General features: G+C 62.2%; 25 protein-coding genes and 1 tRNA gene. 14 read left to right on the plus strand and 12 right to left on the minus strand.

Translation table 11 applies throughout. The features are described 5' to 3' along the window. The first annotated feature begins 2 nt into the window (after window positions 1–2). On the plus strand, window positions 3–173 hold the full coding sequence (locus M2368_RS14560) for a hypothetical protein (protein ID WP_013347422.1): 171 nt from the start codon (window positions 3–5) through the stop codon (window positions 171–173). Beyond that, window positions 170–814 (plus strand): anthranilate synthase component II, encoded by a 645-nt coding sequence (locus M2368_RS14565; RefSeq protein ID WP_105658676.1) that lies wholly within the window; start codon window positions 170–172, stop codon window positions 812–814. Before M2368_RS14560 ends, M2368_RS14565 begins: the two co-directional genes overlap by 4 nt. A 9-nt stretch (window positions 815–823) precedes the next feature. Here M2368_RS14565 and pknB read toward each other — a convergent pair whose 3' ends face one another. The 7 genes from pknB to M2368_RS14600 are packed head-to-tail and all read right to left on the minus strand — an operon-like array spanning window position 824 to window position 10085. Beyond that, a complete protein-coding gene (gene pknB, locus M2368_RS14570; protein WP_332726977.1) occupies window positions 824–2743 on the minus strand; it encodes a Stk1 family PASTA domain-containing Ser/Thr kinase in 1920 nt (639 codons plus the stop codon). Then, window positions 2740–4548 (minus strand): protein kinase domain-containing protein, encoded by a 1809-nt coding sequence (locus tag M2368_RS14575; RefSeq protein ID WP_105658674.1) that lies wholly within the window; start codon window positions 4546–4548, stop codon window positions 2740–2742. The genes pknB and M2368_RS14575 overlap by 4 nt, the downstream gene beginning before the upstream one ends. Further along, window positions 4545–6005, minus strand: a complete 1461-nt coding sequence (locus M2368_RS14580; RefSeq protein WP_105662196.1) for a peptidoglycan D,D-transpeptidase FtsI family protein — start codon at window positions 6003–6005, stop codon at window positions 4545–4547. Before M2368_RS14580 ends, M2368_RS14575 begins: the two co-directional genes overlap by 4 nt. Then, window positions 6002–7399, minus strand: a complete 1398-nt coding sequence (locus M2368_RS14585; protein ID WP_105658672.1) for an FtsW/RodA/SpoVE family cell cycle protein — start codon at window positions 7397–7399, stop codon at window positions 6002–6004. The genes M2368_RS14580 and M2368_RS14585 overlap by 4 nt, the downstream gene beginning before the upstream one ends. Continuing rightward, window positions 7396–8790, minus strand: coding sequence for a PP2C family protein-serine/threonine phosphatase (locus M2368_RS14590; protein WP_105658671.1), 1395 nt, complete (start codon window positions 8788–8790; stop codon window positions 7396–7398). The genes M2368_RS14585 and M2368_RS14590 overlap by 4 nt, the downstream gene beginning before the upstream one ends. A 3-nt stretch (window positions 8791–8793) precedes the next feature. After that, the gene (locus M2368_RS14595) at window positions 8794–9273 is read right to left on the minus strand and encodes an FHA domain-containing protein FhaB/FipA (protein ID WP_105658670.1); all 480 of its coding nucleotides are present in this window, start codon (window positions 9271–9273) and stop codon (window positions 8794–8796) included. Then, entirely contained in the window at window positions 9270–10085 is an 816-nt protein-coding gene (locus M2368_RS14600; RefSeq protein ID WP_181148929.1) for an FHA domain-containing protein, read from the minus strand. The genes M2368_RS14595 and M2368_RS14600 overlap by 4 nt, the downstream gene beginning before the upstream one ends. A 283-nt stretch (window positions 10086–10368) precedes the next feature. On the opposite strand from M2368_RS14600, the gene M2368_RS14605 reads away from it, so the two are divergent. Further along, window positions 10369–10452 (plus strand) — tRNA-Leu (locus tag M2368_RS14605). A gap of 85 nt (window positions 10453–10537) precedes the next feature. Here M2368_RS14605 and M2368_RS14610 read toward each other — a convergent pair. Then, window positions 10538–10993, minus strand: coding sequence for a 2-thiouracil desulfurase family protein (locus M2368_RS14610; protein WP_105658668.1), 456 nt, complete (start codon window positions 10991–10993; stop codon window positions 10538–10540). Between the two features lie 78 nt (window positions 10994–11071). On the opposite strand from M2368_RS14610, the gene M2368_RS14615 reads away from it, so the two are divergent. Continuing rightward, window positions 11072–11608, plus strand: coding sequence for a YdeI/OmpD-associated family protein (locus M2368_RS14615; RefSeq protein WP_105658667.1), 537 nt, complete (start codon window positions 11072–11074; stop codon window positions 11606–11608). Here M2368_RS14615 and M2368_RS14620 read toward each other — a convergent pair. Further along, the gene (locus M2368_RS14620; protein WP_166650740.1) at window positions 11597–11764 is read right to left on the minus strand and encodes a hypothetical protein; all 168 of its coding nucleotides are present in this window, start codon (window positions 11762–11764) and stop codon (window positions 11597–11599) included. The genes M2368_RS14615 and M2368_RS14620 overlap by 12 nt on opposite strands. A gap of 12 nt (window positions 11765–11776) precedes the next feature. Next, entirely contained in the window at window positions 11777–12817 is a 1041-nt protein-coding gene (locus M2368_RS14625) for a LacI family DNA-binding transcriptional regulator (protein WP_498724615.1), read from the minus strand. 150 nt (window positions 12818–12967) lie between these two features. Between M2368_RS14625 and uriH the strand changes: the two genes are divergently transcribed. The 9 genes from uriH to M2368_RS14670 all read left to right on the plus strand — a co-directional run bounded on the left by uriH (window position 12968) and on the right by M2368_RS14670 (window position 19947). Next, window positions 12968–13939: a uridine-preferring nucleoside hydrolase UriH gene (gene uriH / locus M2368_RS14630; protein WP_105662192.1), complete on the plus strand. Its 972-nt coding sequence runs from the start codon at window positions 12968–12970 to the stop codon at window positions 13937–13939. A gap of 87 nt (window positions 13940–14026) precedes the next feature. After that, window positions 14027–14725, plus strand: a complete 699-nt coding sequence (locus M2368_RS14635) for a dienelactone hydrolase family protein (RefSeq protein WP_105658664.1) — start codon at window positions 14027–14029, stop codon at window positions 14723–14725. A gap of 54 nt (window positions 14726–14779) precedes the next feature. Then, entirely contained in the window at window positions 14780–15211 is a 432-nt protein-coding gene (locus tag M2368_RS14640) for a universal stress protein (protein ID WP_038992696.1), read from the plus strand. An 88-nt stretch (window positions 15212–15299) separates the two neighbouring features. Next, complete coding sequence (locus M2368_RS14645) at window positions 15300–16016, plus strand: LysR family transcriptional regulator substrate-binding protein (RefSeq protein ID WP_359189300.1); 717 nt, start codon at window positions 15300–15302, stop codon at window positions 16014–16016. Window positions 16017–16058: 42 nt separating this feature from the next. Then, window positions 16059–16847, plus strand: coding sequence for an enoyl-CoA hydratase/isomerase family protein (locus tag M2368_RS14650; RefSeq protein WP_105662190.1), 789 nt, complete (start codon window positions 16059–16061; stop codon window positions 16845–16847). Window positions 16848–16861: 14 nt separating this feature from the next. Then, window positions 16862–17527 (plus strand): alpha/beta hydrolase, encoded by a 666-nt coding sequence (locus M2368_RS14655; RefSeq protein WP_332503170.1) that lies wholly within the window; start codon window positions 16862–16864, stop codon window positions 17525–17527. A 9-nt stretch (window positions 17528–17536) separates the two neighbouring features. Then, window positions 17537–18436, plus strand: coding sequence for a PfkB family carbohydrate kinase (locus tag M2368_RS14660; protein WP_133833739.1), 900 nt, complete (start codon window positions 17537–17539; stop codon window positions 18434–18436). Continuing rightward, window positions 18437–19231, plus strand: coding sequence for an HAD family hydrolase (locus M2368_RS14665; RefSeq protein ID WP_105658659.1), 795 nt, complete (start codon window positions 18437–18439; stop codon window positions 19229–19231). Continuing rightward, window positions 19228–19947: a glycerophosphodiester phosphodiesterase family protein gene (locus M2368_RS14670; protein WP_105658658.1), complete on the plus strand. Its 720-nt coding sequence runs from the start codon at window positions 19228–19230 to the stop codon at window positions 19945–19947. The genes M2368_RS14665 and M2368_RS14670 overlap by 4 nt, the downstream gene beginning before the upstream one ends. Before the next feature lie 9 nt (window positions 19948–19956). Here the strand turns inward: M2368_RS14670 and M2368_RS14675 are convergent, their stop codons facing one another. Then, window positions 19957–20934, minus strand: a complete 978-nt coding sequence (locus M2368_RS14675; protein WP_105658657.1) for a hypothetical protein — start codon at window positions 20932–20934, stop codon at window positions 19957–19959. Window positions 20935–21026: 92 nt separating this feature from the next. Here M2368_RS14675 and M2368_RS14680 point away from each other — a divergent pair, with 92 nt between their 5' ends. Further along, the gene (locus M2368_RS14680; protein ID WP_105658656.1) at window positions 21027–24209 is read left to right on the plus strand and encodes an HAD-IA family hydrolase; all 3183 of its coding nucleotides are present in this window, start codon (window positions 21027–21029) and stop codon (window positions 24207–24209) included. 82 nt (window positions 24210–24291) lie between these two features. On the opposite strand, the gene M2368_RS14685 is transcribed toward M2368_RS14680, so the two are convergent. Continuing rightward, window positions 24292–25698: a sugar porter family MFS transporter gene (locus tag M2368_RS14685; RefSeq protein ID WP_105658655.1), complete on the minus strand. Its 1407-nt coding sequence runs from the start codon at window positions 25696–25698 to the stop codon at window positions 24292–24294. Window positions 25699–25718: the final 20 nt, after the last annotated feature.

Raw genomic sequence — 25718 nt, forward strand, 5'->3', positions numbered from 1 at the left:
AGATGTACGCCTGGATATTTAGAAATCTGCCCGGCCCTTTGTGGCTTCGTATTTTTGAAGCATTGATTCTCATTGCCGCGATCGTGCTATTACTGATGATGTACGTTTTCCCATGGCTGAACCAGTACATCAGCCCATTCACCGATTCAACGATTGGCCAGAGCACCCCGTGAGCAGCACCAGGATCCTCGTGATCGATAATTACGACAGCTTTGTGTACACCCTCGTGGGTTACCTGCAGGAGCTGGGCGCGGAAACCACCGTATACCGCAACGACGATTTGAGCGTTGGGGAAGCAACCAAGTTGGCTGCGGAATACGACGGTGTGCTGATCTCCCCGGGCCCGGGCGAGCCTGCAGGAGCGGGTGTCAGCATCGATCTGATCAAGTGGTGCGGGCAGCAGCGCAAGCCAATGCTCGGTGTCTGCCTTGGGCATCAGGCGCTCGCTGAAGCCTATGGCGGCACGGTCACGCACGCCGAAGAACTAATGCACGGCAAGACCTCGCTGGTGAGCCACGAAAACCACCCGGTCTTCAACCAGGTAGCCAACCCCTTCACCGCAACGCGCTACCACTCCCTGGCAGCCGTACGCGAGAGCATCCCTGCTGAGCTTGAAATCATCGCTGCTACCGCCGGGGGAGTCATCATGGGGCTGGCGCACCGGGAAGCACCACTATGGGGCCTGCAGTACCACCCAGAGTCGGTGCTGACCGAGCAGGGATACCAGATGCTGGGCAATTGGCTGGAATTCGTAGGACTTCAGGGGGCAGCCAAGAAGGCCACGACCCTGAGCCCGCTCTTCAGCGGAGAGTAGCCTAGCAGCCTATCGGTCGCGCCCGTTTTCCCGTGGCGGGTTAGTCCGATCTGGCGGGCCGTTCCCATTGGAAGGAGCCGGAGCGTCACTGGTAGGCGAAGCACTGTCGGACGGATCATCGGATTCTTCTGAATCTGGAGATTCGGTCCCGCTGGGCGATGGTTCTTCACTTGGTTCTGGTGCCGGCGGAGCCTTGGCCACAGAAATCTTCACCAGGCTTCCCTGAGCCACGTCCTCGGAGGCCTCGGGGGACTGCTTGAACAGGGTTCCCTCAGGGTAGTCGTCGGTTGCCACCTCATCGAACTGAACTTCCAACCCGATGTCGTCCGCAGAGAGCTTCTCTTCAGCTTCCTCACGGCTCATCTCGGTAACGACCGGAACGGTCACCATGCCGGTAGAAAGGATCAGGTCGACTTCGCTGCCGGCCTTCACCTTGGAGCCCAGCTCCGGGCTGGTGCCAATAACCCAGTCGGTTGGAATGGTTGCAGAGTTCTCCCGGCTGACTTCACCCACTTCGAGGCCAGCTTCACGCAGGGCATCGCGGGCAGCCGTCTCGGACTGGTTCGCCAGATCCTTGGGAATCGTGCGCTGTTCCGAACCATCGGAAATGAATAGCGCAACCGTGGATTCCTTGGAAACCATGGACCCTTCTGCCGGGTCGGTTCGGGTCGCCTTGCCCTGCTCTACTTCATCACTGAATTCCCGCTCTACACGCACCTGGAAGGTGGAATCGCGCAGCAATTCACGTGCGTCGTCTTCGGACATCTCCAGGACCTTGGGCACAGCAACTGGGGCACGCTTTTCAGCCTCGGCCTGGATCGAGCGGATCACCAGGAAACTGGCGATACCCACAGCAATCAGGGCAATGATGGTCAGCAGGATGATCAGGCCGCGGTTGGACTTGTGCCGTGCAGGAGCTTCGGGAGCCTCATCTTCGACGAAGACCGGGTGCTGGCTGGTGCCTGGCGCTGACTGCGCGATGAACCCGGTTTCAGTCTCGCCGTGCATGCCGTATATCGGCAAGGTGTAGGTTGATGGTGCCGGTTCGTCATCATGGAATTCAATGCCGTTCAGTGCATCTTCCAACGCAGCCGCGAAAGCGCCTGCGCTCTGGAAACGGTCATCGCGTTCCTTGGACAGAACCTTGGAAACGATCGGGTCGAAGATCGGGTCAACGTCGTGCTTGACCTCGCTGGGCGCTGACGGAATCTCGCCAACGTGCTGGTACGCGACCGAAACCGGCGAATCACCGGTGAACGGGGGGCGCTGGGTCATCAGCTCGTAGAACAGGCAGCCAACAGAGTAGATATCCGAACGGAAATCGACCTGTTCGCCGCGTGCCTGCTCAGGAGAGAAGTACTGGGCGGTTCCCACCACAGCGGCGGTCTGCGTCATTGTCGCCGAAGTGTCCAAGGCACGGGCTATGCCGAAGTCCATCAGCTTCACGTGGCCGGCATCGGTCACCATCACGTTGGCCGGCTTGATGTCGCGGTGGACGACATTGTTATTGTGCGAATGATCCAGGGCATTGCATACGCCGCGGGTGACGTGCACAGCGAAGGAAGCGTCGACATCGCCCGAAGCGATCACCTGCTTCAGAGTCCGGCCGGTCACGTATTCCATGACCATGAAGGGCAAGCGCTCACGGCTATGATCGGTAGCAGGCAGCTCGCCGGTGTCGTAGACGGCAACGATATTCGGATGGCTCAGGCCCGCGACGGCCTTGGCTTCACGGCGGAATCGATTGACCACCATGGGGTTGCTTGCGGTATCCGGGCGCAGCACCTTGACCGCGACCTTGCGCGAAAGCACATGGTCGGTGGCAAGATAGACATCCGCCATGCCGCCGCGGCCTACCAGCGATTCGATCTCGTAGCGATCGTTGATCAACCGTGGCAAGCCGGGGGGCAAGGCTTCGACTTCACTCATGGCGCTTCGCTTTGGTCCGGCTCTGCAGCTTCTGGGGATTCAGATGCCGACGGGGTAGCGGACTCGGATGCTTCGGGTTCTTCTGGGCCCATGGAAATATCCAGGGTCACCGTGGTGCCCGGCTCTACTTCGCTGCCGGCTGGAACGTCCTGCGCAAGCACCGTGCCAGCGACCGAAGAGTCATGGCGTTCCTCGCCCTTGGCCACGGCCAGCCCAGCGTCCTGGATGCGCTTCTGCGCAGCTTCGTAGCCCATGCCGGTTACCGAAGGAACGCCAACGGTTTCGGGAGCCATGGCGTAGGTAATCGAAATGGTTTCGCCCTTTTCGACGCTGCCGGTCGGGTTCAGCGAAATGACTTCGCGTGGGTCGTACTCATTGGTTTCCTGCGGGGTCGCGTCAACGACCAGGCCCTTGCCCTCAAGCTCTGCCGTCACGGTGTCGATATCCTGGCCCACCAGCGAGGCCGGAACCTCTACGTAGGTCACGGTTTCACTCGGGGTCGGGGAAGAGGACTCGGAGGTCTCCGATGCTTCGGTGGTTTCCTCCGAAGGATCGGTGGATTCCTCGGTCGGAGAAGGGGATTGGGAAACATCGGTGCTCTGCGTGACCGAAGCCGTCGGCTGGTTGTCCTTGTCGCTGCTCATGGCAGGGATCAGCCACGCCAGCAAGGCAATCACGGCGGCCAGCGCGATGATCACGATCAGCGGGATCAGCCAAGGGCTGCGTTTGGCCCCGGCCTCGCCAGCCGGATCCTGGGTATCCACGTCCTCGTCATCGAATCCGCCGGCTGCGGCACTGGACCCGGAGAAACCGCTGGTAGCGCCGGCAGGTTCCACCACGGTTGGCATCGCATTGGTCATTGTCGGCGCGGAATCAGCACGCGGCACCACCTGGGTGGCGTCGTTACCCATGTTGACCACTTGGGTTGCGTCGGTGGCGATACCGGTGGCCAGCATGCCGGGAACGGCCAAGGTCGCGGTATTGGTATCACCGGAGCGCAGCGCATCGGCGGCCTTCGCCAGCGCCGTTGCGTCCTTCGGGCGATCCGACGGGTTCTTGGCCAGCATCGACATGATCAGCTGGCGTACCGGTGCCGGGATGGTGTCCGGCAGCGCCGGGGGAGCATCGTTGACCTGTGCCAGGGCGATGGCGATCTGCGATTCGCCGGTGAACGGGCGGCGTCCTGCCAGGCACTCGTAGCCGATCACGCCCAAGGCGTAGATGTCAGAGCTGCCGGTGGCGATCTGCCCGGTGGCCTGTTCCGGGGCCAAGTACTGGGCGGTTCCCATTACCTGCCCGGTGGCGGTCAGCGGAACCTGGTCAGCAAGCCGGGCAATGCCGAAGTCGGTGATCTTCACGACGCCCGAAGGCATCACCAGGATGTTACCCGGCTTCACATCGCGGTGCACCAGGCCGTGCTCGTGGGCTGCTGCCAGCGCGCGGGCGGTCTGCGCGATCAGCGAGAGCGTACGGTCCACGTCGAGCTTGCGCTCGCGCTCGATAATGGTGGACAGCGGCGGGCCGGGAACCAGTTCCATCACCAGATAGGCGGAGCCCTGTTCCTCGCCGTAGTCGAAGACGCCAGCGATGCCAGGGTGGTTCAGCAGCGCGGTGTGGCGTGCTTCCACGCGGAAACGCGTCAGGAAGCTCTCATTATCGGTGTATTCCTCTTTGAGGATCTTGATCGCTACCAGACGTCCTAGGACCTGGTCTCGTGCCTTCCAAACTTCGCCCATGCCACCGATCGCAATGCGGTCGGTCAGCTTGTAACGACCGCCCAAGGTGGTGCCGGTTACTGGCCTCACTTGTTGAACACCGCCTCTAACATCGTCTTCATAAGTGCACCTGCCGTGTTGTGGCCGGTGTTGTAATCTACGTCTTGAATATTGACCGTGATGGCAACCTGCGGATCATCGGCCGGTGCGAAACCGGTCATCCAGGAGTTCACCATGCGGACTCCGTTCTCTGACGGTCGCTGCGAGGTGCCGGTCTTGGCTCGGAAATCCACGCCGGGAACGCGGGCATTCATGGCCGTACCGCTCACAACCGGGCCTTCCATCAGCTCGGTGAGCTGTTCGGCAACTTCCGGGGTGGTGGCCGTGGAGAACTTCTCCGGCTTCGGGTCCTCGATAACTCGAAGATCCGGCGCGATGACCTTGCCGATCAAATTCGGCTTCATGATCACGCCGTCATTGGCGATGGCCATGGCGGCCATGTTCATCTGCAGCGGAGTAGCCTTGTTTTCCCATTCGCCGATTGCCATCTGCGCCATCTGCGCTTCATTGGCCTCAGCAGAAGGGAACTCGCTTGGAACAACATTCTGCGGGATGCTCAGCTGCTGCCCGTAGCCGAAGCGCTCGGCAACCTCGGTGAAGGCATCCTTGCCGACGGTCTGGCTGATTTCCATGAACGGGGTGTTGCAGCTCTGGGCAAAGATGAACTCGAGCCTTGCCCGGGTATCCCGCGCGCAGATGCCCTCATTGAAGTTGTTCATCTTAGCGGTCGAATGCGGATAATTCACCGACACCGGATTGTCGATGGGGGTTTCCATATCGAACTTGCCTGATTCCAGGGCCGCAACGGTGCTGAGGATCTTGAACGAGGAACCTGGGGTCACCGGGTTGCTGATGGCCGGGTTCCGGTAGGGGCTCAAGCCGTCGGTGTTGCTGATGTCCTTCAGGTTCTGGGCCGCCTGGGAGGTCGAGTGCACCGCCAGCAGGTTGGTGTTGTAGCTTGGCTTGGAAGCCATCGCCAGGATGTCACCGGTCTTCGGATTGGTCACGATGATCGTGGCCTTCAAGTCGTCAGGAATCGCTTCGAAGGCAGTCTTCTGCAACTGCCCGTCAATGGTCAGCTCAACCGAGGCGCCTTCGGAACGGGTACCGGTGAACATGGCCGACAAGCGGTCAAAGAGCAGATCCGAGCTCGTGCCGGTCAGCCAGTCGTTCAGCTGCGATTCGAGCTGGGTGGTGCCATTCGCGAGCGAATAGTAGCCAGTCAGGTGGGCGTAGGTTTTCGCGTCGTGGTAAACACGCTGGAATTCGAACTGGCCATCATCGGTCGGAACGGATTCGGCAATCGGCTTGCCGTCGACCAGGATCGCGCCGCGGGGCAGGTCGAACTCGCGGTAGAGTTCGCGCTTGTTCAGCGCATTCTCCGAGAGCGGCTTGGCGTCGAAGAACTGGATGTAGCTCAGTCCACCCAGGCAGATGACGAACAGGACGGTTAGCGCAACCCAAACGCGCTTGATTGCATGATTCACTTTTTCGTCACCGCCTTGGTGCTGGAGGTAAGGGCCGTGCTGGCACTTGCAAATTCATCGGTTGGTCCTACGCCGCCAGTCTTCGGGCGGCGCGAGTTGTGGGAGATCAGGAGCAGCAACGCGATGATGATCCAGTTCGCCAGCAGCGATGAGCCGCCGGCGGCCATAAATGGCGTTGCCAGGCCGGTCAGCGGGATCAGCCGGGTGACGCCTCCGATGATCACGATGCATTGCAGGCCCAGGGTGAAGGACAGGCCTGCAGCCAGTAGCTTGCCGAAGGTATCGGCCGAGCCCAAGGCGGCCCGCAAGCCACGGGAGACCAGCAGCATGTAGAGCAGGATGATCGCGGCCACGCCGATCAGGCCAATTTCTTCGCCGAAGGAGGCAATGATCATGTCGGAGTTGGCCAGCGGAACACGGTAGGGGGAACCCGCGCCCAGGCCGGTGCCGAACAAGCCGCCGTCAGCCATGCCGAATAAGCCTTCTACGATCTGCATGCTGCCACCCTTGGCCTGGTAGATCGCAGGGTCAAAGGCGTTGAGCCAGACGTCCAGGCGGCGGGTCACGTGGCCCATGGTCAGGCCCGCGACGATGCCGCCGGCGACAACCATCAAGGCACCGATGAGCACCCAGGAAATACGCGCGGTTGCCACGTAGATCATCACGATGAACAGGCCGAAGAAGAGGATCGCGGAACCGAGGTCTCGCTGCACCACGAGCACGCCGATGGAGAGCAGCCAAGCGATAACCATCGGAGCCATATCCCGCAGGCGGGGCAGCTGCAGCGGTCCGAACTTGCGGCCAGCCATCAGGATCAAGTCGCGGTTCGACGAGAGATAACCGGCGAAGAAGATCGACAAGGTGATCTTCGCGAGTTCGCCTGGCTGCAGCGAGAACATGCCCATGCGGATCCAAATGCGGGCACCGTTGATCGTGACACCCAGTTTGGGAATCAACGGAAGCAGGAGCAATACGACCGATAGCAGCAGGGCGATATAGGTAAACCGACGCAGCAGGCGGTGGTCCTTGATTGCCCAGAGAACGACCGAAGCAATGACGATGGCAATGGCAGTCCAGAGCAGCTGGCGCGCCGACTGGGACGTTCCTTTAGCCAGGTCAATGCGGTGAATCATGGCTAAGCCAAGGGAGTTCAACGCAATCGTAATCGGAAGTATTACTGGATCGGCATATTTGGCGAAGATGCGCAGCAGCACATGAACCGTCAGGGATAGTGCCGCCAGGATGCCCATCTGCACGTAGAAGTCGGTGTTGTCGACATCCTCGGTGGAGCTGCCCACCAGATAGAACGCGGCACCGCCCACGCAGAGGGCCAGCAGCACCAGCAGCAGCTCGAGATTGCGCCGAGGCACCGGTGCGGTTTGCACTTCGGTCATTGCATTATCTCCTGGCAGTAGGCGGGCAGTTCGAGCTGGTTGGCGGAATCCGAGGATCCGGGAACGGTGACCGGGCAGTTCTGCTTCGCGGTGACCAGGAGTTCCTGGATGATCATCTGGGCATGCTGCTGGTTCTCTGCCGAGATGGTCGATTCAACGCGGTGGCGTGAATACTCCGGCAGGGCTTCGAGCGGCACCTTGCTGACTGTGTCGACCTCGGAGAGCGAAATCGGTCCGAGCTCCTGGGGAACGCCCTTGTAGATTGCGACCTTTCCATCGACAGTGCCAACAAAGTACTGGGTCTGGGTCCACATGTAGCCCCAGACGCCCAGGGCAATGACGAAGAAAGCCGTCAAGGTCAGCAGGATCGGCATCATCCAACGGCGCTGCTGCACCGGAGCATCCAGTGGATCCAGCACCTCGCCGGCCGCCGGGGAACGGTGGGTCAGCAAGGCAGCTGCACGGCGTTCGCCGGTGTGCTGGGTCACCACCGGGATCTGGCCGGTTTGCGTCGCAAGCTGGGCGGCGCCCACCAGCAGGTGGGGACGCTGGGAAATCTCATGGCGGAGCAGCGAAGCGCTGGCTTCGACATCGCCTTCGGCGGCAATGGTGAGCTGGCCGGTATCCGGTGCGGGTTCTGGTTCGGCGGGCGCTTCGCCTTCGACGACAGCGTTTTCGACAACCTCGAACATCACCACGGTGACGTTATCCGGCGCACCATTCTTCAAGGTGATGGCAACCAGGTCGTTGACCGCTTCATCCATATCGGCGGTAGTGCGGATGATCTGCTCGATTACCGGAACCGGCACCGCGTCGGTGAGTCCGTCAGAGCACAGCATCCAGCGTTCGCCGGGTTCTGCCTCGAATTGGTCGACATCGAGTTCCGGGGAGGCATCCGAGTCGCCCAGCACGCGCAAGAGCACGTTCTTATGCGGGTGGACCTCGGCCTCGGCCGGCTTGATGCGGCCTTCGTCGACCAGCCGCTGCACGAAGGTATGGTCCTTGCTGATCTGCTCGAAGACCCCGTGCTTCAAGCGGTAGGCGCGGGAGTCGCCGATGTGCGCCATGTGCAGGGTACTTCCCGAGAGCAGCAGGGAAGTGACGGTGGTACCCATCCCCGAAAGCTTCGGGTTGGCGCCGACGAGTTCATTCAGCACCAAATTGGCGGCCTGGATCTCATCCGGCAGGGCATTTTGCGGATCTGCGGTGCCATCGTGGTCCAGATGCACCAAATCAAGCACGGTGGAGGCTGACGCCACGTCACCGCCGACGTGTCCGCCCATGCCATCGGCAAGCACCGCGAGGTACGCGCCGGCGTAGGCGGAGTCGTCATTCTTCTTGCGAACCCGCCCCACGTCGGATTTCGCAGCAAATTTTAGTTTGAGGGCCATAGGCTAGGGCTTCAATTCCAGGACAGTCTTTCCGATGCGGATTCGCTGGCCGGGCTCCACTGCCTGGGCGCGTGAGAGCTGGTTGTCACCCACGAAGGTACCGTTGGTTGAGCCGAGATCTTCAATGAACCAGCGCGATCCCTGCGGGAACAGGCGGGCATGGCGTCCCGAAGCGTAGTCATCATCGAGAACGACGGTGGCATCCTGAGCTCGCCCGAACATGATCGGTTGGCCGCGGAGGGGAATGCTGCTGCCGGCCAGTGGGCCCTCAACAACTTCCAATGACGTGGCGGCCTTGCGCGCAGGCACTTCTGGTTCCGCCAGCTCTGGATTCTTCTTCAGTTCCCGAGCGCTGGGCTTGCCGGTGCGGGCCCGCGATCCGATGGCCAAGTCGCGGCGCATCGATCCGACAACGCTTAATACGAGCAGCCAGATGAGGACCAAAAAGCCCAATCGGAACAAGCTTAGAACCAGGTCGTTCACGCGCGGCCTCCGTTGTTCGAGGTAATCAGCCGAAAGACGATTTTTGTCTGTCCGATAGTAATGATCGAACCGTCAAATATACGGGTTTCTTCCGAAATCTTCTTGCCGTCCACGTAGGTTCCATTGGTTGAACCCAGATCGGTGACGACGAAACTGGTTTTGCCACGGGTTTCGACACGCACATGCTGGCGGGAAACGCCGGAATCATCCACGGGAATATCGGTGCTGGCCGAACGGCCCAGCACGATGGAGTGGTGATGCAGGGCGTAGCGCTGTCCAGCGACCTCAAGAATTGCCTGCTTCTGCATGGGCTTCTTGGGGATCTCTGCAATCGGACGGACCGATGGACGTGGCTGTGCGGTTGTCGGCGGGGTGGCGGATGGCGCTGCGGGCGCTGCTGCTCGCTCTTTTACCGGAGCCGAGGCTGCTGGGCGCGAGCTGGACTCCTTGACCGAGCTGGCAATCTCCATTTCTCCGGGCTTGAAATCGTCCTTGGAAACAAAATGGATCGTGATGTCGCCGTGGACCGAGTAGTCCTGGGCTGCCGCATGCTCAGCGGTGACCTTTGCCATTTCGTTGACGACGCCCCGCCCCCAACCCTGCGCGGTGTTGTAGTCCTTGGTGCTCAGCGAGACAACGAAGTCATTGGCTGCAAGGCTGCGGCCCTCGCTGATTGGCATGATTCCGCGGTCCATGTCATTGCGTAGCGCGGTAGTCAGTTCGACTGGCTTGAGATCTGCGGTGCTGGTGCCACGAAAGAAGCTAGTGACGACCTTCTCTAAGCCGCGTTCGACATTGTCGAGAAAGCCCATTATTCGTGCTCCTTCCTTAGGGTCCATGGCTGGTTATTGCGAGCCTGCATTCACGCCGTCCAAGCTGTGAACACAGAACTTCATATTCGATCTTACTGTTTTCAGCTGTGCAAATGCCGAAAAATCCTTGAGCGGCTCAAGTGCGTCAATATCAACGATAAATGCCCCAAAAAGGTTTCCCATGTGTCCCTAACCACAAATCAGGGTTTCGATTAGGTGAACGGAAAATGAGTGTGTAAGCTATTTCTTGTTGCAAAGAACGATGGCAACGAAAACAGAATATGCGCGAGTGGCGGAATTGGTAGACGCGCTGGCTTCAGGTGCCAGTGATCGCAAGGTCGTGGGGGTTCAAGTCCCCCCTCGCGCACAAATGGAAAATAACCCTTGATCTTCGGATCGAGGGTTATTTTTTTGTTTAAAAGAGCAACTGAATCGTTATCTTGCAGGGTGTGTCAGTTTGCCGGTGGCGCGCTGACATTGACGCCCCGGCGCTTGAGCAGGGCGGCCAGTACGCCATCGCCTGCAACGAGTTTTCCGGTGTGCGAGCCATCGTAGATGGTGCCGCAGCCGCACGAGGGGCTGCGATCCTGCAGGATCGCCTCGGTGATTCTCTGGTGCTGGACTAGATCCGAAACCTTCTGGGCACCAGCTATGAACTGCCCGCTGATGTCCTCGCCGTTGATGTCGATCACGCAGGCCCGGCCTTCCAGCACGTCGTGGCCATCGCCACCGACAATCTCCGCTGGCGGACGCGGAGTAGGGAGCTCGCCCAATTCCTCAGCGCAGGCCGCAACGGCTTCTCCTCGTGCCACGGCCTCGACGATGGCAGGGTTTGCCTTCGCCTTGCCGTTGTAGCGGCAAGGGATGCCGGCCAGGCAGGAACTAACGAGCAGCGGAGGTTGGGTCATAACAGCAGTCTAGCCACGTGGAAGCGCAATGCCGCCGTGCCATAGACTGCCCTTGGACAACGGAGAAGGGGAATTCCCATGGCGGTATCCAATGAGATATTCGAACTGAATGGGACTGCAGATCTGGTCAACGATCGGAAGATAATCAGGCTCGACCAGGAATCCAGCGACAAGTTGCCAAGCCGCGGACAGGTTGCGGTGGAACTTCTCCAGGCGCATGAAGGCCACGTGGTCGTAATAGATCCCGACGGGCGCCGAGGCCACTGGTTGGCCCTCGATGGACAGGGCGCGCCCCAGCTGTTGGCCGAGGCGGGGGATCAAGTGGAATTGACCGCCCGGGTCGCTAGAACCTGGCCGGAAACAGGGATTCCGCAAGACCTGGCCAGTGCCCTGGGCGAGGCTGGGGATCTGGATGAGATGTGGGCAGGGCTCACTGCCATGGCCCGCTGGGAATGGGTACGCTGGATCGGTGCGACCAAGAACCCTTCCACGCGCGAACGCCGAGTGGAGGCCAGTATTTCCAAGCTGCGTGATGGCAAGCGCCGGCCGTGCTGCTTCGATTTGTCCTCATGCACCGATCCCGAAGTTTCGAAGAGCGGAAAGCTAATCCAGTAGCACCCAGCTGCGCGCGGCGGATTCGATGCCGGTGCCCGGTGGGGTTGCCGGGCCGGTAATGAGGCCCAGCACTCCGCTGGACATGACGATCAGGCCCAAAGCAATCAGCAGGGCGATGGCGGCAGTGACCTTGGCAGGCCATTTATGCATGTTCACCGGCTAGTCTCCTTAGTTGCCCAGCGTCGATCCGCGGACAATCAACGAACTGGGCAGCATTGTCTGCAGTGGGTCAGGGGTTTTTCCATCGAGCAGCGCGCGCAGCTTCAATGCGGCCTGGCGCCCGCCTTCCTGGGCGTTGAGCTGCACGGAAGTGATGGAAGGGCTGGACGTCGCCGAGTAGGGAAGGTCGTCGAATCCGGCCACCGCAAGCTGCTGCGGAATGCGGATACCAAGCAGGCGCGAAGCATGCAGCACGCCGAAAGCGTGGTTATCGGTTGCGCAGCCCAGTGCGGTCACGCCCGATTCATGCCACTTGGGCCAATGCTGGCCAAAGGCCGCTGAAGCCTCAGTGACGTCGATCATCGAGCTGGCAACAGAAGATGGCAGCACTTCGATGCCGTACTCCCTTGCCGCCGCCAGGAAGGCCTCGCGGCGCACTGCCAGGGTCTCGGTGCCGGTGCTGGCATCCATGTAGGCGGCCCTGGTGTGTCCCTGCGCAGCGAAATGGGCTACGACTTCCCGCGCTCCCTGGGCGACATCCATATTCACGGCAGGAATCGATGGATCGATGCCCGGGGCATCCAGGGCCACCAGCGGGAGGTTGCTCGAAATTTCCTCGAGGAAATCCTGGCTTGGGGCATGGACCAGCAGCCCGGCCGGACGGAGGCCCATGATCTTCCTCGTTTCGCTGGCGCTGGGGGAGACGCCGGCATCCGTGACCGAGAGCAGGAGCTGGTAGTCGCTAGCCAATACCGAGCGCACGCCAGCGATCACCTTGGCAAAGAAGGGGTTGGAGATATCCGGGGCCACCAGGACCACCAGCGAACTGACGCCCTTGGCCAGCGAGCTGCCGATGCTGTCGACGAAGTAGCCCAATTCGCGAATTGATTCACGCACGCGCTGCTCATTCGCGGCCGAGACCCGGCCCGCCGACTTCCCGTTGGCAACAAGAGAGACCGTTGCGGTGGAAACGCCGGCGTGTTCGGCTACCATCGCTGCGGTCACGCGGCGTGGAGCGCGCGAGTTGCCGGACTTCTCACCATTCTTCATGGCTCCATCGTAGTCGGAGTTGTGACACGCGACAGCTTTGCGTTAAGCGCTTGACGATAGCATGGGGACGCGAAAGAATTATCAAAGGATGCCTATCCGCCCCCACGACTTAGCTACCGGCCACCAGCTGGCAGAGCGAAGGAAGAAGCCATGACCCAGGACAGCAATGCCCCGCGCAAGATCATTTTGGACTGCGACCCGGGTCATGATGACGCCGTGGCAATGATTCTTGCCCATGGCAATCCCAAGATCGACCTGCTGGCCGTGACCACCGTGGCCGGCAACCAGACCCTGGATAAGGTCACTGCCAACGCGCTGGCCGTGGGTACCATCGCCGGCATTACCGGCATTCCCTTCGCGGCCGGCTGCGCCCGTCCGCTGGTGCGCGAAGTGGAAACCGCGGGAGACGTCCACGGGGATTCCGGGATGGACGGGCCGGCCCAGCCGGAGCCGGGCATCGAACTCGATGGGCGCCACGCCGTGGACGTCATCATCGACCTGGTGATGAGCCATGAACCCGGTGAAATCACCTTGGTGCCCACCGGCGCATTGACCAATATCGCCTTGGCGGCCCGGAAGGAACCGCGCATCGTTGAACGCGTGCGCGAAGTGGTGCTGATGGGCGGCGGCTACCACACCGGCAACTGGTCGGCGGTGGCAGAATTCAATATCAAGATCGATCCTGAAGCTGCGCACATCGTCTTCAACGAGGCCTGGCCGGTGGTGATGGTCGGATTGGACCTAACCCACCAGGCGTTGGCCACCTCCGAGGTGGTTGAACGCATCGAGAAGATCGGCACCGGCCCATCGACCTTCGTGCGCGAGCTGATGGACTTCTTCGCCCGGGCCTACCGAGACCACCAGGGCTTCGATGCACCGCCGGTGCATGACCCATGCGCCGTGGCCTACGTGATCGACCCGGATATCGTGCGCACTGTCAAGGCCCCGGTCAGTGTTGAGCTGCGTGGCGAGCTGACCTTGGGGATGACCGTCACGGACTTCCGCGCGCCGGCTTCCGCCGACTGCAATACTTCCGTGGCGGTGGACCTGGATCACGAAGGCTTCTGGAATCTGGTGGTCGATGCGCTGGAACGTATCGGCGAGGTCACGCTCGGAAAATAGAACAACTTTGGCGCAATGTGGGGCAGGTCAATGCCAATGGCGTCCAGACCTGCATAAACTGGAGGCACACGCAGAGCAGGAGGCACCATGGCGGACAAAACCCCGCACCAGAACGTGACTTTCCCTTCTTCAGGCGCGCAAGCGCATGGCTATCTCGCCTTGCCGGAGTCCGGCAAGGGCCCTGGGGTCATCGTGATCCAGGAATGGTGGGGTCTGACCGACCATATCCGCGACGTTGCCGACCGGCTGGCCGCGCAGGGCTTCGTGGCTCTGGCTCCGGACCTCTATGGAGGCTGGATCACCCACGACGGTGAAGAAGCCGGGCAGATGATGTCCCAGCTCCCGGAAGCCGCCGGGGCCCAGCTATTGAGCGGTGCCGTGGACTACCTGCTGGCCAATGAGCACGTCACCAGCGAGAAGCTGGGCGTCATCGGCTTCTGCATGGGTGGTGGTTTCGTGCTGCAGATGGCTGCCCAGCAAGGCGGGAAAATTGCCGCGGCCGTGCCTTTCTATGGCGTCGGCCAGGGTGTGCCCAACGATTTTTCCGGAGTCCGCGCGGCCATCCAGGGCCACTACGCGAACCTGGACCAGATGTACTCGCCGGCTCAGGCGAAGGCTCAGGAAGAGCAGATTCGCCAGGAATCAGGCGCGGAAGTCCAGTACTTCTACTACGACGCCGATCACGCATTCCACAACGACGAGAACCCTGCCGGCAACTACGATCCCGAACAGGCTGCCATCGCATGGCAGCGCGCCGTGGACTTTTTGCAGGCTAAAGTGGCCTGAAGGCCATAAAGTGTTACCCATCACTTAATGCATCACTCATATAAGGAGAACAATATGTCTGAAACCATCATCGTAGGCGTAGACGGTTCCGAAACCGCACAGCGCGCAGCCCGCCGCGCTGCAGAACTCGCCGTCAAGCTCGACGCTGACCTGGTGGTCATCACCGCTCACGCTTCGGATAACACCGAGGTCGTTTCCATCGGTTCCGATACCTGGATCCTGGATGACGCAGAGCAGGCCCGCAAGCTCGCCCAGCGCGTAGCCAACGACGTGAAGAACGCTGTGCCAGGCGTCAAGATCACCGCTGCTGCCGGCCACGGCAAGCCAGGTGACGTGCTGATCTCCGACGCCGAGGACCGCAAGGCTTCGATGATCGTTGTCGGCAACGTGGGCATGAAGGGCCTGGGCCGCGTGCTCGGTTCGGTAGCTTCCTCGGTGGCCCACTCGGCACCATGCGACGTTCTGGTCGTCAAGACCGACAAGTAGGCCTCCCCGGCTTGCGCGGACGCAGGCGGGCACCGGTTCACCGGTGCCCGCCTGCGCCATTTAACCCGGCAGAGCGTAGGCTTAACCCGTGCAGAAACTTCGAATCGCCTACGCAACCGGCGTCACCCCCGGCAAATGGATGGACCGCTTCCAGGAACGCTATCCTGCCATCGAGCTGAAAGCCTGGCGCCTGGATGAGGGGGAAATCCTGGATCTGTTGGCCAATGGCGAGGCTGACGCAGTATTCGTGCGCTATCGCGGCGACTCGCCCAAGGACGCAACGCGCCACGTCATCCCGCTTTACGAGGAACTCGAAGTGGTCTGCGCGGGCAAAGACCACGACGTGGAGTACTTCGAAGAATCCGTTCCGCTGGAGACCGTAGAGTCCTTCCCGCAACTCGACTTGGCCGACTACCCGGAATCCGTGGGCGGCATTCCGGTAGCGATGGAAGTTGTCGCTTCCGGCGCCCAGGTGCTGCGCACCACGCAGTCCATTGCCCGGCTCTTCGCCCGCAAGGACGTGGTGGTGCGCTTCATTGAAGACGGTTCGCCAACCCAGGTGGGCATCGCCTGGCCTACCGCCACCGAAGACACCGCCTTGCTCGAAGAATTCATCGGCATTGTGCGCGGACGTACCGCCAGCTCATCGCGCCAGACTTCGGTGCGCAAGCAGGAGCAGAAGGCCAAGCGCGTCAATGAGCAGAAGAAGGCCAAGGCGAAAGCCCAAGCCAAGGCAAAACAGCAGGCCAAGAGCTCATCCAAGAAGCCGCAGGGTGCCAAGGCAAAGCCACGCAAGCACCGCTGACAATCCAATACGTGACGGGCGTTACGTGAGAGAGTTAGGGGTATGAAGCAATTCGATACCCTCAGCCTGAGCACCCAGGGCTCGGCCCTCATCCTGACCGTCAACCAGCCGAAGTCGCTGAACGCGTTGGCAAAAGAGGTCGTCAACGACCTTGAAGCCTTCCTGGACTGGTTCGAGGCCACCGGCTATGAATACCGCGGCGTGATCCTCACCGGTGCCGGCGAGAAGTCCTTTGTCGCCGGCGCCAATATCGTGCAGCTGCGCGAAATGGACCCGGCGGCGGCGCTGGCCTACGGGCGCCAGATGCACGCGGTCACCGAACGCCTGGAGAAGCTGCAGGTTCCAGTGATCGCCGCAGTCAACGGCTTCGCCCTGGGCGGCGGCTGCGAACTCGCCCTGGCTTGCGATTTCATCTACGCTTCCGAGACGGCCAGCTTTGGGCAGCCGGAGGTCAACCTCGGGCTGGTGCCCGGCTTTGGCGGCATGGTGCGCCTGCCGCGACGTGTCGGCAACGCGATGGCCCGTGAATTGGTTTTCACCGGCCGCCGCATCAAGTCCGAGGAAGCATTGCGCATTGGCCTGGCCAACCGCGTTGTCCCGGCCGGGGAACTGATTGACCAGGCCGTGGCCACCATCGAGGAGATCGCGAAGGTGGCACCGACGGCCGTTGGCAATGCCAAGGCCGCGATGGTGGACATGGACGCGCTGAACACCCATGACGCCCTGCTGGTTGAAGCACAGTCCTTCCAGCAGGCCTTCGGAACCGCCGACTCGGTGGAAGGCCGTGCCGCCTTCGTCGAAAAGCGCGCCGCGGTCTTCCCGGGCAACTAGCCGGGGCGCCGACCATGCACTACGGGGCGCACCCGGACCAGCAGGTCCAGTTCTACGAGCCGGAACGCACCACCGCTCGCGGAGCGGTGATGATCATCCACGGCGGATACTGGCGTGAAAAGTACACCGCTAGCCTCGGCGTGCCCCTGGCAGAGGATCTCGCCGCCCGCGGGATCCCTGCCTACAACCTCGAATACCGGCGTGGGCCGGGCAGCGCGGCGAAAATGCTGGCCGATGCCCGGCTCGCGCTGGGCCTGGTCAAGGAAGAAGGGCCGATCACGCTGATCGGCCATTCAGCCGGAGCGCAATTGGCCTGCGTGCTGGCCGCCCATGATGCACGGGTCTCCCAGGTGATCAGCCAGGCCGGGGTCCTGGACCTTGAAACGGCGCAGCGCCTGAAGCTCAGCGGCAGCGCAGTGGACGAGATGCTCGCAGGCGCGCCATTGGGCGCCTGCAATCCGGTGGAATTATGGCCAATGCATGCCCGTGTCGTAATCTTTCATGGACGGGACGATGGCGATGTTCCGGTAAGAATTGCCCGTATCGCAGCCCAGAAAGCGGCTGCGCTCGGACAGGAGCACAGCTTCTCGCTGTTCGCGGGCGACCACTACACCTGGATCGATCCGCACAGCAGCCAATGGGCTGCCTGCGTGCGTGCCCTGTCACCACTGCACTACTGAAGGAGCAGCATGAACCCGACCGTGATCGGCGAGGCCCTCGTTGACGTCCTGGCCTCCGGCATCGCCCCAGCCCAGGAGTTCGTTGGCGGCAGCCCGTTGAACGTCGCGGTTGCGCTCTCCCGCCTGGGGTACCCGGGAACCTTGATTTCCCGCTGGGGCGCCGATGACAAGGGCCGCAAGATCGAGGATTACCTCAAGGACAACAACGTGGCATACCTGGGCGGAGCCGATGACCAGGCCACCGTCATTGCCCATGGCATCCTCGACCCGGCCGGCGGCGCGGCCTTCGCGTTCAACGCCTACTGGCAGATGCCGACCATCGGGCCGGAGCTGGCCCAGGATGCCGAGCTGGTGCACACCGGCTCCATCGCCACCCTGTTCAGCCCCGGAGAACTGCTGCCGCTGCTTTCGGCCGCGCGCACCCATGCCACCATCAGCTACGACCCGAACCTGCGCCCGTCGCTGGTCACCAACCATTCGCAGACCGTGGCCGAGGTCGAGCGATTCGTCGGCCAGGCCGACGTGGTGCGGGTCTCCGGCATCGACCTGAAGTGGCTGTACCCGATGCGCTCGGTCCAGGACTCGGCCCGTGCCTGGCTGGACATGGGTCCGGCGATCGTGGTGTCCACCGCAGGCTCGCGCGGGTCCTGGGGCGTCGTTCGCGCCGGCGACGCCGAATTCACTGCGCCGTCGGTGGAAGTCACCGATACCGTGGGTGCCGGCGATACCTTCACCGCCGCGCTGCTGTGCTGGCTGGCCGAACATGGACTGATTGGCGCGGCCAACCGCGAAAAGCTGAACCAGCTGCAGATTGCGGAGCTTTCGCGAGCCCTGGAATTCGCGGCCCTGGCCGCCGCGGTGACCGTGCAGCGTGCCGGGGCGAACCCGCCACGCCGCCAGGAGCTGTAGATGATCAAGCTGATCGCCTCGGACCTCGACGGCACCATTGTCGCCAAGGACGGCACCATCTCCGAACGCACCCAACGTGCTTTCATCCAAGCCCGCGACGCTGGCATCCAGATCGTCTTTGTCACCGGACGCCCCTTCCGCTGGCTGAGCCCGATCATTGAAGCCTTCGGCGGGATGGGCACGGTCATCTGCTCCAATGGCGCGGTGCTCTACGACCTGGAACAAGACGAAGTGATCTGGTCGCGCACGCTCAGCGCGGCTACCGCGCGGCGGGCGAGCGAAATCATCCTGGAGCTGGAACCGCGCGCGTCCTTCGCTGCCGAGACCACCAAGGGGCTGCACCTGGGTGAAGGCTTTGCCGACCGCCACCACAACTTCGGGGTGCAGGCAGTCCTGGATCTGGCTAGCGAGTCAATTGATTCCGAGGGCATCGTGAAATTCCTTGCCCGCTCCCAGCACCTGCCGATAGACAAGTTCTATTCCTCGGTTGAGCCGCAGCTGGCAGAACTGGTATCGGTGACCCACTCCGCCTTCGACGTTTCCCTATTGGAAATGGCGCATGTGGATATCCACAAGGCCACCACGCTGCATGAATACTGCCAGCGCCTGGGAATTGCCGCAGCTGAAGTGATGGCCTTCGGCGACATGCCCAACGACATCGAAATGCTCGAATACGCCGGCCACGGCTACGCGATGTCCTCCGGACACCCCATGGCGCTGGCCTCCGCCCGCTTCCGTGCACCCTCGCTGGCCGATGACGGCGTAGCCCAGGTCATTGAAGGCCTGCTGAAATGACCTACGCCTTTTCGCACCGCGGCGTACGCACGGGCAACGAGGAAAACACGCTGGCAGCCTTCCAGCGCGCCGCAGACCTGGGCATCACCCATCTGGAATCGGATGTGCACGCCTCAGCCAACGGCACGGTCTACCTGTTCCATGACCAGAGCCTGGACCGGGTGACCGACGCGAGCGGGAATTTCAACGACTTCACCGACGAGCAGCTGGCAATGGTGCGGGCCGGAGGGGAACCGCTGTGCACGCTTGATGCACTGCTCGATGCGTTCCCGCACGCCACACTGAACCTGGACGTCAAGGACGAGCACGTGATCGGCCCGCTGGCCGAGCTCATCGAGCGCAGGAAAGCCCATCGGCAAATTGCCCTCGCGTCCTTCTCCACGGCACGCAGCGCCGCGGTCGGCCACCTGCTTTCCGCTCCGATACGGCGCTCGCCGGGTCAACGGGAAATTGTCGCCATCTGGCTGTGCGCCCACCTGCTGGGCTGGGTTCCCAAGCGGCTGCTGGCAGGCTTCTGGGCGGTCCAGGTGCCGCTGAACCAGGGCATGCTGCCGGTAGCGACCCGTCGATTCATCAAGGCGGTCCACCGAGCCGGCGCCCAGGTGCATGTCTGGGTCATCAACGACGAGCCGACCATGCGGCTGCTGATGGAGCGCAAGGCCGACGCCATCATGAGCGATGACGCGGCCTTGCTGGCCAGGGTTCTGGGCTCTTGAACTGCGGCCCTAGGAGATATCCAGGGTTCCCAAAACGGTCTCGGCGTGCTCCTGCAGTTGCTCGTCGCTGGCATCCAGGAGCAGGCGCAACCAGGTCTCGTGCTGCGACAGCGGCGCAACCAGGCAGGCTGGATTAATCAGGTCGTACAGCTCATCTGCTGAGCCGTAGGCAGAGAACTGGTCCAGGTACGCGAAAAGCACCTTCATCACGCGCTCATCACCGGTATCGCAATCCCACGCTTCGCACATGGCGGCCAGCGGCGTGTTCAGGGATGAGAAGGGGTGAGCCCAGTGCGCGGAGGACAGATTCAGGATGCGGCCGTGGTCTCCGGCCTCGGCAGGAACCACCACCTGCGACAGATCGAAGTTGCCGTGCTCGATGCTCAACGGCACCGCACCGGCATGAAGGGCAGCGGTGGCCCTCCTCAACTCATCGAGATGCGAAACCATCTTGTCCGCCATGGATCCATCCAGGTACAGCGGGTGTGCCGGGTCCAGGGACACATGCATCATCAGCGCCTGCTCGTACTGCTCGGGCAGGAACTGCGGGTCCACCACGGTGACCCCGGAATCAAAGAATTCTTCCTCGTGGCCCATCAGCGCGACCTGGAAGGAACCGAGCGAGGCCATGGCCAGCTCCCAGTTCTCCACCGAATCGCCCAGATCCGCCAGGGTGTGCCCGAAATCCGGGCTGAGCATGTAGCCGGCGATCCGGTCGATAGCCAGTGGCATCACCACGCGATCGGGCAGCAGCTGGCCGGCAGCGACCGTGGTCGCTGGTTCCGAAGCCAGCCCCGGAGCGTTGGCGCTGAAGATCAGATCTGCGGCACCGGTCTGAACCGCCGCCTGGATCTGGTGCAAATCTGCGGGCCAAAAATCCGGTCCTGCGGTGCGTTGAATGCCATATGCCTCGCACGCAGCATCGATCCACTCGGCGGTTGCCTCACGCCAGTCTTCGCTATTCCATACATCTATCCACTGAGCCACATTCTTATCGTAGTATGTCGAAGCAAGCGCGTTCAGTTGCTACGGTAAGGACTACGGCCAGTAATTCGCTCCTCTTTCGAAGGATTTCGATTGTGAACGCTTTTCGTCCTGAGTACCGACATCGTGATTACAAGGCCGTCCTCTTTGATCTGGATGGCGTGATCACTCCTACCGCGTTGCTGCATCGCAAGGCGTGGGAAGAACTTTTCACCACCTTTTTCGACAAGCACCCGGGCGTGGCCCCATACACTTCCGAGGACTATTTCAACCTGCTTGACGGCCGTCCGCGTTATGACGCGGTGGCGGCCACCCTCGAATCCCGCGGCATCAGCTTGCCCCGCGGGGATGAAAGCGATCTGCCGGGGGAGGGCAGCATCTGCGCGCTGGGCAATATGAAGAACGAAAAGTTCACCCAAGTGCTGCAGCGCGACGGGATCGACCCCTATGCCGGCTCCGTGGCCTACCTGCAACAGGTGCTGGATGCCGGGCTGGACGTCGCGGTGGTGTCCTCCTCGCGCAATGCCCGCGTGGTACTGGCTGCCGCAGGACTGGCCGAGCACTTCCCATTGGTGATGAGCGGCCAGGAAGCTGCTGCGCGCCGGCTGGCGGGCAAACCAGCCCCGGACACGTTCCTGGCTGCCGCCGCCGATCTGGGTTGGCGTCCGGAAGAATGCGCCGTCATCGAGGATGCCACCAGCGGGGTGAGGGCAGCGCGTGCCGGGGGCTTCGGCGTCATCGGCGTGGCCCGCGAAGGCAATGAGGCCGCCTTGCTGGATGCAGGGGCCCATTTTGTGGTTCATGACCTTTCCGAACTGGTCTCCGAGCAAGCAGCCAAGGCCTGGGAAGAGGACTCCTGGTCGCTGTGGCGCGGGAACCAGCGAGACAGCGATGGCGCCGAAGACACCGTTTTCTCTCTGGGCAACGGTTTTCTGGGTGCACGGGCTGCGCAACTGGGTCTGGGGGACCAAGGAGGTGGCACATTCATCAACGGGCTGCATGAGACCTGGGAAATCCGCCATGCCGAGAGCGCCTTCGGGCTGGCCGAAACCGGACAGACCATGATCAGCGCCCCGGATTTCCGGACCATGCGCGTGTTCATCAATGACGAAGCCCTGGAAGTCGGCCGCACGGAGATGCTGCGTGATGAGCTGCGCCTGGATTTCCTTGACGGGACGCTGACCGCGCACACCCTGTGGCGAACTGCCGAGGGGCACCGGGTAGCCGTCACTGCCCGCTCAATGATTTCCTTCACGGATCGCCACGTGGCGCTGCAGGACGTGCACGTGCGCCTGCTCGATGCTCCGGCGCAGGTGCTGATCCAGTCTTCGGTCATCGGGTACCGCTCCAGCCGGAAGGTGGCTTCCCCGGAGGAAACCGATGCCGGGGTTCCTGCCGATCCGCGCAAGAGCGAGGAAGCCAGGGCCAACCCGCTGCATCCGGCGGGCACCCACCGCGATGGCGCCCGGCTGGGCATCTCGTACCAGGTCTTCGGATCCGGGATGTCGGTAGCAGCAATGGTGGAGCACGAGGTGGCCACCACTGGCGGAGCGCAGGCGGAGCTGTCCGTGGTCCGCAAGGTGGACGATGACCGCGCCGATGAAGTGATCAGCACCAGGCTGGAAGCCGGGCAAGGCGTGCGCGTCTCCAAGTACGCGGTCTACCACTCCTCGCGGCGCCATCCTGCCCAGGAGATGCTCTTGCGTTCTGAGCGGGCCTTGGAGCACCTGGTGCCGTTGGGGATTGACGAGCACTTCCGCACCCAGCGCCGTTTCATGGCCGACTACTGGGACCGCAGCGATGTGGTGGTGGAGAGCGATGAGCCCGAGCTGCAGCGCAAGATCCGCTGGAACCTGTTCCAGCTCGCCCAAGCTGCCGGACGTGCCGACGGCCTGGGCATCAGCGCCAAGGGCGTGAGCGGCAACGGCTATTCCGGGCACTATTTCTGGGATACCGAAATCTATGTGATGCCGTTCTTGACCTATACGAACCAGCAGTGGGCGCGCAACACGCTCCGCGCCCGGGTCTCGATGATTCCTGCAGCGACCCGGCGGGCGCTGATCATGAACGAGGAAGGCCTGCTCTTCCCGTGGCGCACGATTAACGGCGAGGAAGCCAGCGCCTATTATCCGGCTGGCACTGCGCAGTACCATATCAATGCCGACGTGGTGTATTCGCTCAACCGGTACCTCGGGGTCATGGAGGATGACGAGTTCCTGCTGGCCGGCGGCGCCGAAATCCTCGTGGGAACTGCGCGCATGTGGGCCTCGCTGGGGTTCTGGCGTGGCGAGCAGGGCAATGAGCGTTTCCATATCCATGGGGTCACCGGGCCCGATGAGTACACCGCGGTAGTCAACGACAACCTCTACACCAATGTCATGGCGCGCTTCAATTTGCGCCGCAGCGCCCAGCTGCTGGCCGAAATGGCCCAAGAGCATCCGCGCGAGTTCGCGCAACTGGCCAGCAGGCACTCATTGGAAAACGAGGAGATCGCCCTGTGGCTCAAGGCCGCTGATTGCATGCACATCCCGTATTCCGAAACGGTCGGAATCCACCCCCAGGACGAGCATTTCTTGAACCGCGAAGTCTGGGACCTGGCCAATACCGGTGCGGATAAGCGGCCGTTGCTGCTGCACTACCATCCGCTGGTGATCTACCGCTTCCAGGTCATCAAGCAAGCCGACGCGGTGCTGGCTTTGTGGCTGCGTTCCAGCGATTTCACCGCCGAGCAGAAACTTGCGGATTTCAACTACTATGACCCGCTGACTACGGGCGACTCGACACTGTCGGCGACAGTGCAGTCGATTCTCGCCGCCGAGGTGGGCTACCGCGATCTTGCCTGGGAGTATTTCGAGCACGCGCTGAACGTGGATCTGGAAAACCTGCATGGCAATACCGCTGACGGCGTGCATGTGGCATCGACCGGTGGCGTCTGGTCGGCGCTGATCTACGGCTTCGCGGGGCTGCGCGACGATGACGACCAGCTGCGCTTTGATCCGCGGCTCCCGGAGAAATGGCGGGCCCTGCGCTTCAACCTCGGGTGGCGGGGCATGAGGATTTCCGTGGGCTTGCGGGCTGAAGCCATTGATTTCACCCTGCACGGAGCCTTCTCCCGTCCGATCTGGGTGCGCGGCCAGCAGGTCGATCTGCAGCCGGGGCAGACAGTCAGCGTGGCGCTCGCCGGCCAGGGCCCGACGCTGGAAGGGCGGCCAAGCTTGGAGCATGTGCTCTCGCTGCAAAGCGACGTAGGAGTGGATGTGCCCAACAAGGCCTGGTAAGCATCCGGGCACGCAAAAGGAGGCAGGAACCATCTTGGTTCCTGCCTCCTTTGCGCAATCCGCAATGCCCTGCGGGTGGTGCCTAGAGGGTCATCTCCTCGAGTTGGCGCCCCTTGGTTTCCTTGACCAGGAAGATCACGAAGATCAGGGAAAGCAGCGCGAAGAATGCGTAGATGCCGTAGGCCAATGCCAAGCCTGCCTCGGCGAGGGCCGGGAAGGTGGTGGAAACGGCGAAGTTGGCGATCCACTGGGCCGAGGCTGCCACTCCGAGTGCCATGGCGCGGATCGAGTTCGGGAAGATCTCGCCGAGCAATACCCATACGGCCGGACCCCAGGTGGCGCCGAAGCCGACCACGAACAGGTTGGCCGAGACCAGGGCGACGATGCCCCAGCTGCCCGGCAGCGACACGGCGCCGTCGATGGTGACCGACTGCGCGAACGCTACCGCCATCATGCCCAGCGACACGGTCATGATGGCTGAGCCGATGGTGAGCAGCAGCTTGCGTCCCAGCACGTCGATCAGAAGCACCGCCACGATCGTTGCCAGCACGTTGGTCGCCGAGGTGATCAGCGAAATCGTGAAGGAATCCGATTCGGCAAAGCCGACGGACTTCCACAGCGTCGTGGAGTAGTAGAAGATCACGTTGATGCCGACGAACTGCTGGAAGACCGAGAGCAGGATGCCGACCCACACCAGCGGGTGGAAGCCGAAGCGGCCCAGCAGGTCCTTGAAGACCTGGCGGCGCTCGATGTGCACGGTGGAGCGGATCTCTTCGATCTTCTTTTCGGTATCCGTGCCGGCGTTCATGCCCATATCGCGGGTCAGCACGGTAGCTGCTTCAACGAAGCGGCCGCGCTCGACCAGGTAGCGGGGAGATTCGGGCAGGCGCAGCGAGAGCAGGCCGTAGAGCACTGCTGGAACCAGCAGCGACAGGTACATCCAGCGCCAGGCCGTCAGGCCGAACAAGCCGACGGCATCCGCCGAGCCCATGACGAAGACCAGCAGCGCGCTGACCAGGAAGGCCACGAAGATGCCCAGCACGATGGCCATCTGCTGCATGGTGCCCAGGCGTCCGCGATGCGCGGCCGGGGAGACCTCGGCAATGTAGGCAGGGGCGATCACCGAGGCGAAGCCCACGCCGATGCCGCCGACAATGCGCCAGATGATCAGGTCGGTTACGCCGAAGCACAGGCCGCAGCCGATGGCTGATGCTGCCAGGAGGATGGAGGCGAAGAGCATGGTGCGCACGCGTCCCACGCGTTCGGAGACCACACCGGCTATCCAGGCTCCCACTGCTGCGCCGAGCAGGGCGCAGGAAACGGTGAATCCGATGGTTACCGCGTTGAGCCCGAATTCGTGCTCGACAGCGTCCACGGTGCCGTTAACGATTGATGAGTCATATCCGAAAACGAACCCACCCAATGCCGCCCCGAGGGCGATGAAGATGAGTCGCGCGGAGAGTTTTCCGTCTGATGTAGTCGCAGTCACAATGAGCCATGCTATCGGAT

The sequence above is a fragment of the Arthrobacter sp. JUb119 genome (assembly GCF_024807995.1).
Classification (GTDB): domain Bacteria; phylum Actinomycetota; class Actinomycetes; order Actinomycetales; family Micrococcaceae; genus Glutamicibacter.

What these genes read in the sequence shown, in the direction of transcription:
- M2368_RS14560 (WP_013347422.1), top strand. Translation starts at nt 3, where the DNA reads ATGTACGCCTGGATATTTAGAAATCTGCCCGGCCCTTTGTGGCTTCGT.
- pknB (WP_332726977.1), bottom strand. Translation starts at nt 2,743, where the DNA reads ATGAGTGAAGTCGAAGCCTTGCCCCCCGGCTTGCCACGGTTGATCAAC.
- M2368_RS14585 (WP_105658672.1), bottom strand. Translation starts at nt 7,399, where the DNA reads ATGACCGAAGTGCAAACCGCACCGGTGCCTCGGCGCAATCTCGAGCTG.
- M2368_RS14590 (WP_105658671.1), bottom strand. Translation starts at nt 8,790, where the DNA reads ATGGCCCTCAAACTAAAATTTGCTGCGAAATCCGACGTGGGGCGGGTT.
- M2368_RS14600 (WP_181148929.1), bottom strand. Translation starts at nt 10,085, where the DNA reads ATGGGCTTTCTCGACAATGTCGAACGCGGCTTAGAGAAGGTCGTCACT.
- M2368_RS14610 (WP_105658668.1), bottom strand. Translation starts at nt 10,993, where the DNA reads ATGACCCAACCTCCGCTGCTCGTTAGTTCCTGCCTGGCCGGCATCCCT.
- M2368_RS14615 (WP_105658667.1), top strand. Translation starts at nt 11,072, where the DNA reads ATGGCGGTATCCAATGAGATATTCGAACTGAATGGGACTGCAGATCTG.
- M2368_RS14625 (WP_498724615.1), bottom strand. Translation starts at nt 12,817, where the DNA reads ATGAAGAATGGTGAGAAGTCCGGCAACTCGCGCGCTCCACGCCGCGTG.
- uriH (WP_105662192.1), top strand. Translation starts at nt 12,968, where the DNA reads ATGACCCAGGACAGCAATGCCCCGCGCAAGATCATTTTGGACTGCGAC.
- M2368_RS14635 (WP_105658664.1), top strand. Translation starts at nt 14,027, where the DNA reads ATGGCGGACAAAACCCCGCACCAGAACGTGACTTTCCCTTCTTCAGGC.
- M2368_RS14640 (WP_038992696.1), top strand. Translation starts at nt 14,780, where the DNA reads ATGTCTGAAACCATCATCGTAGGCGTAGACGGTTCCGAAACCGCACAG.
- M2368_RS14650 (WP_105662190.1), top strand. Translation starts at nt 16,059, where the DNA reads ATGAAGCAATTCGATACCCTCAGCCTGAGCACCCAGGGCTCGGCCCTC.
- M2368_RS14655 (WP_332503170.1), top strand. Translation starts at nt 16,862, where the DNA reads ATGCACTACGGGGCGCACCCGGACCAGCAGGTCCAGTTCTACGAGCCG.
- M2368_RS14660 (WP_133833739.1), top strand. Translation starts at nt 17,537, where the DNA reads ATGAACCCGACCGTGATCGGCGAGGCCCTCGTTGACGTCCTGGCCTCC.
- M2368_RS14665 (WP_105658659.1), top strand. Translation starts at nt 18,437, where the DNA reads ATGATCAAGCTGATCGCCTCGGACCTCGACGGCACCATTGTCGCCAAG.
- M2368_RS14670 (WP_105658658.1), top strand. Translation starts at nt 19,228, where the DNA reads ATGACCTACGCCTTTTCGCACCGCGGCGTACGCACGGGCAACGAGGAA.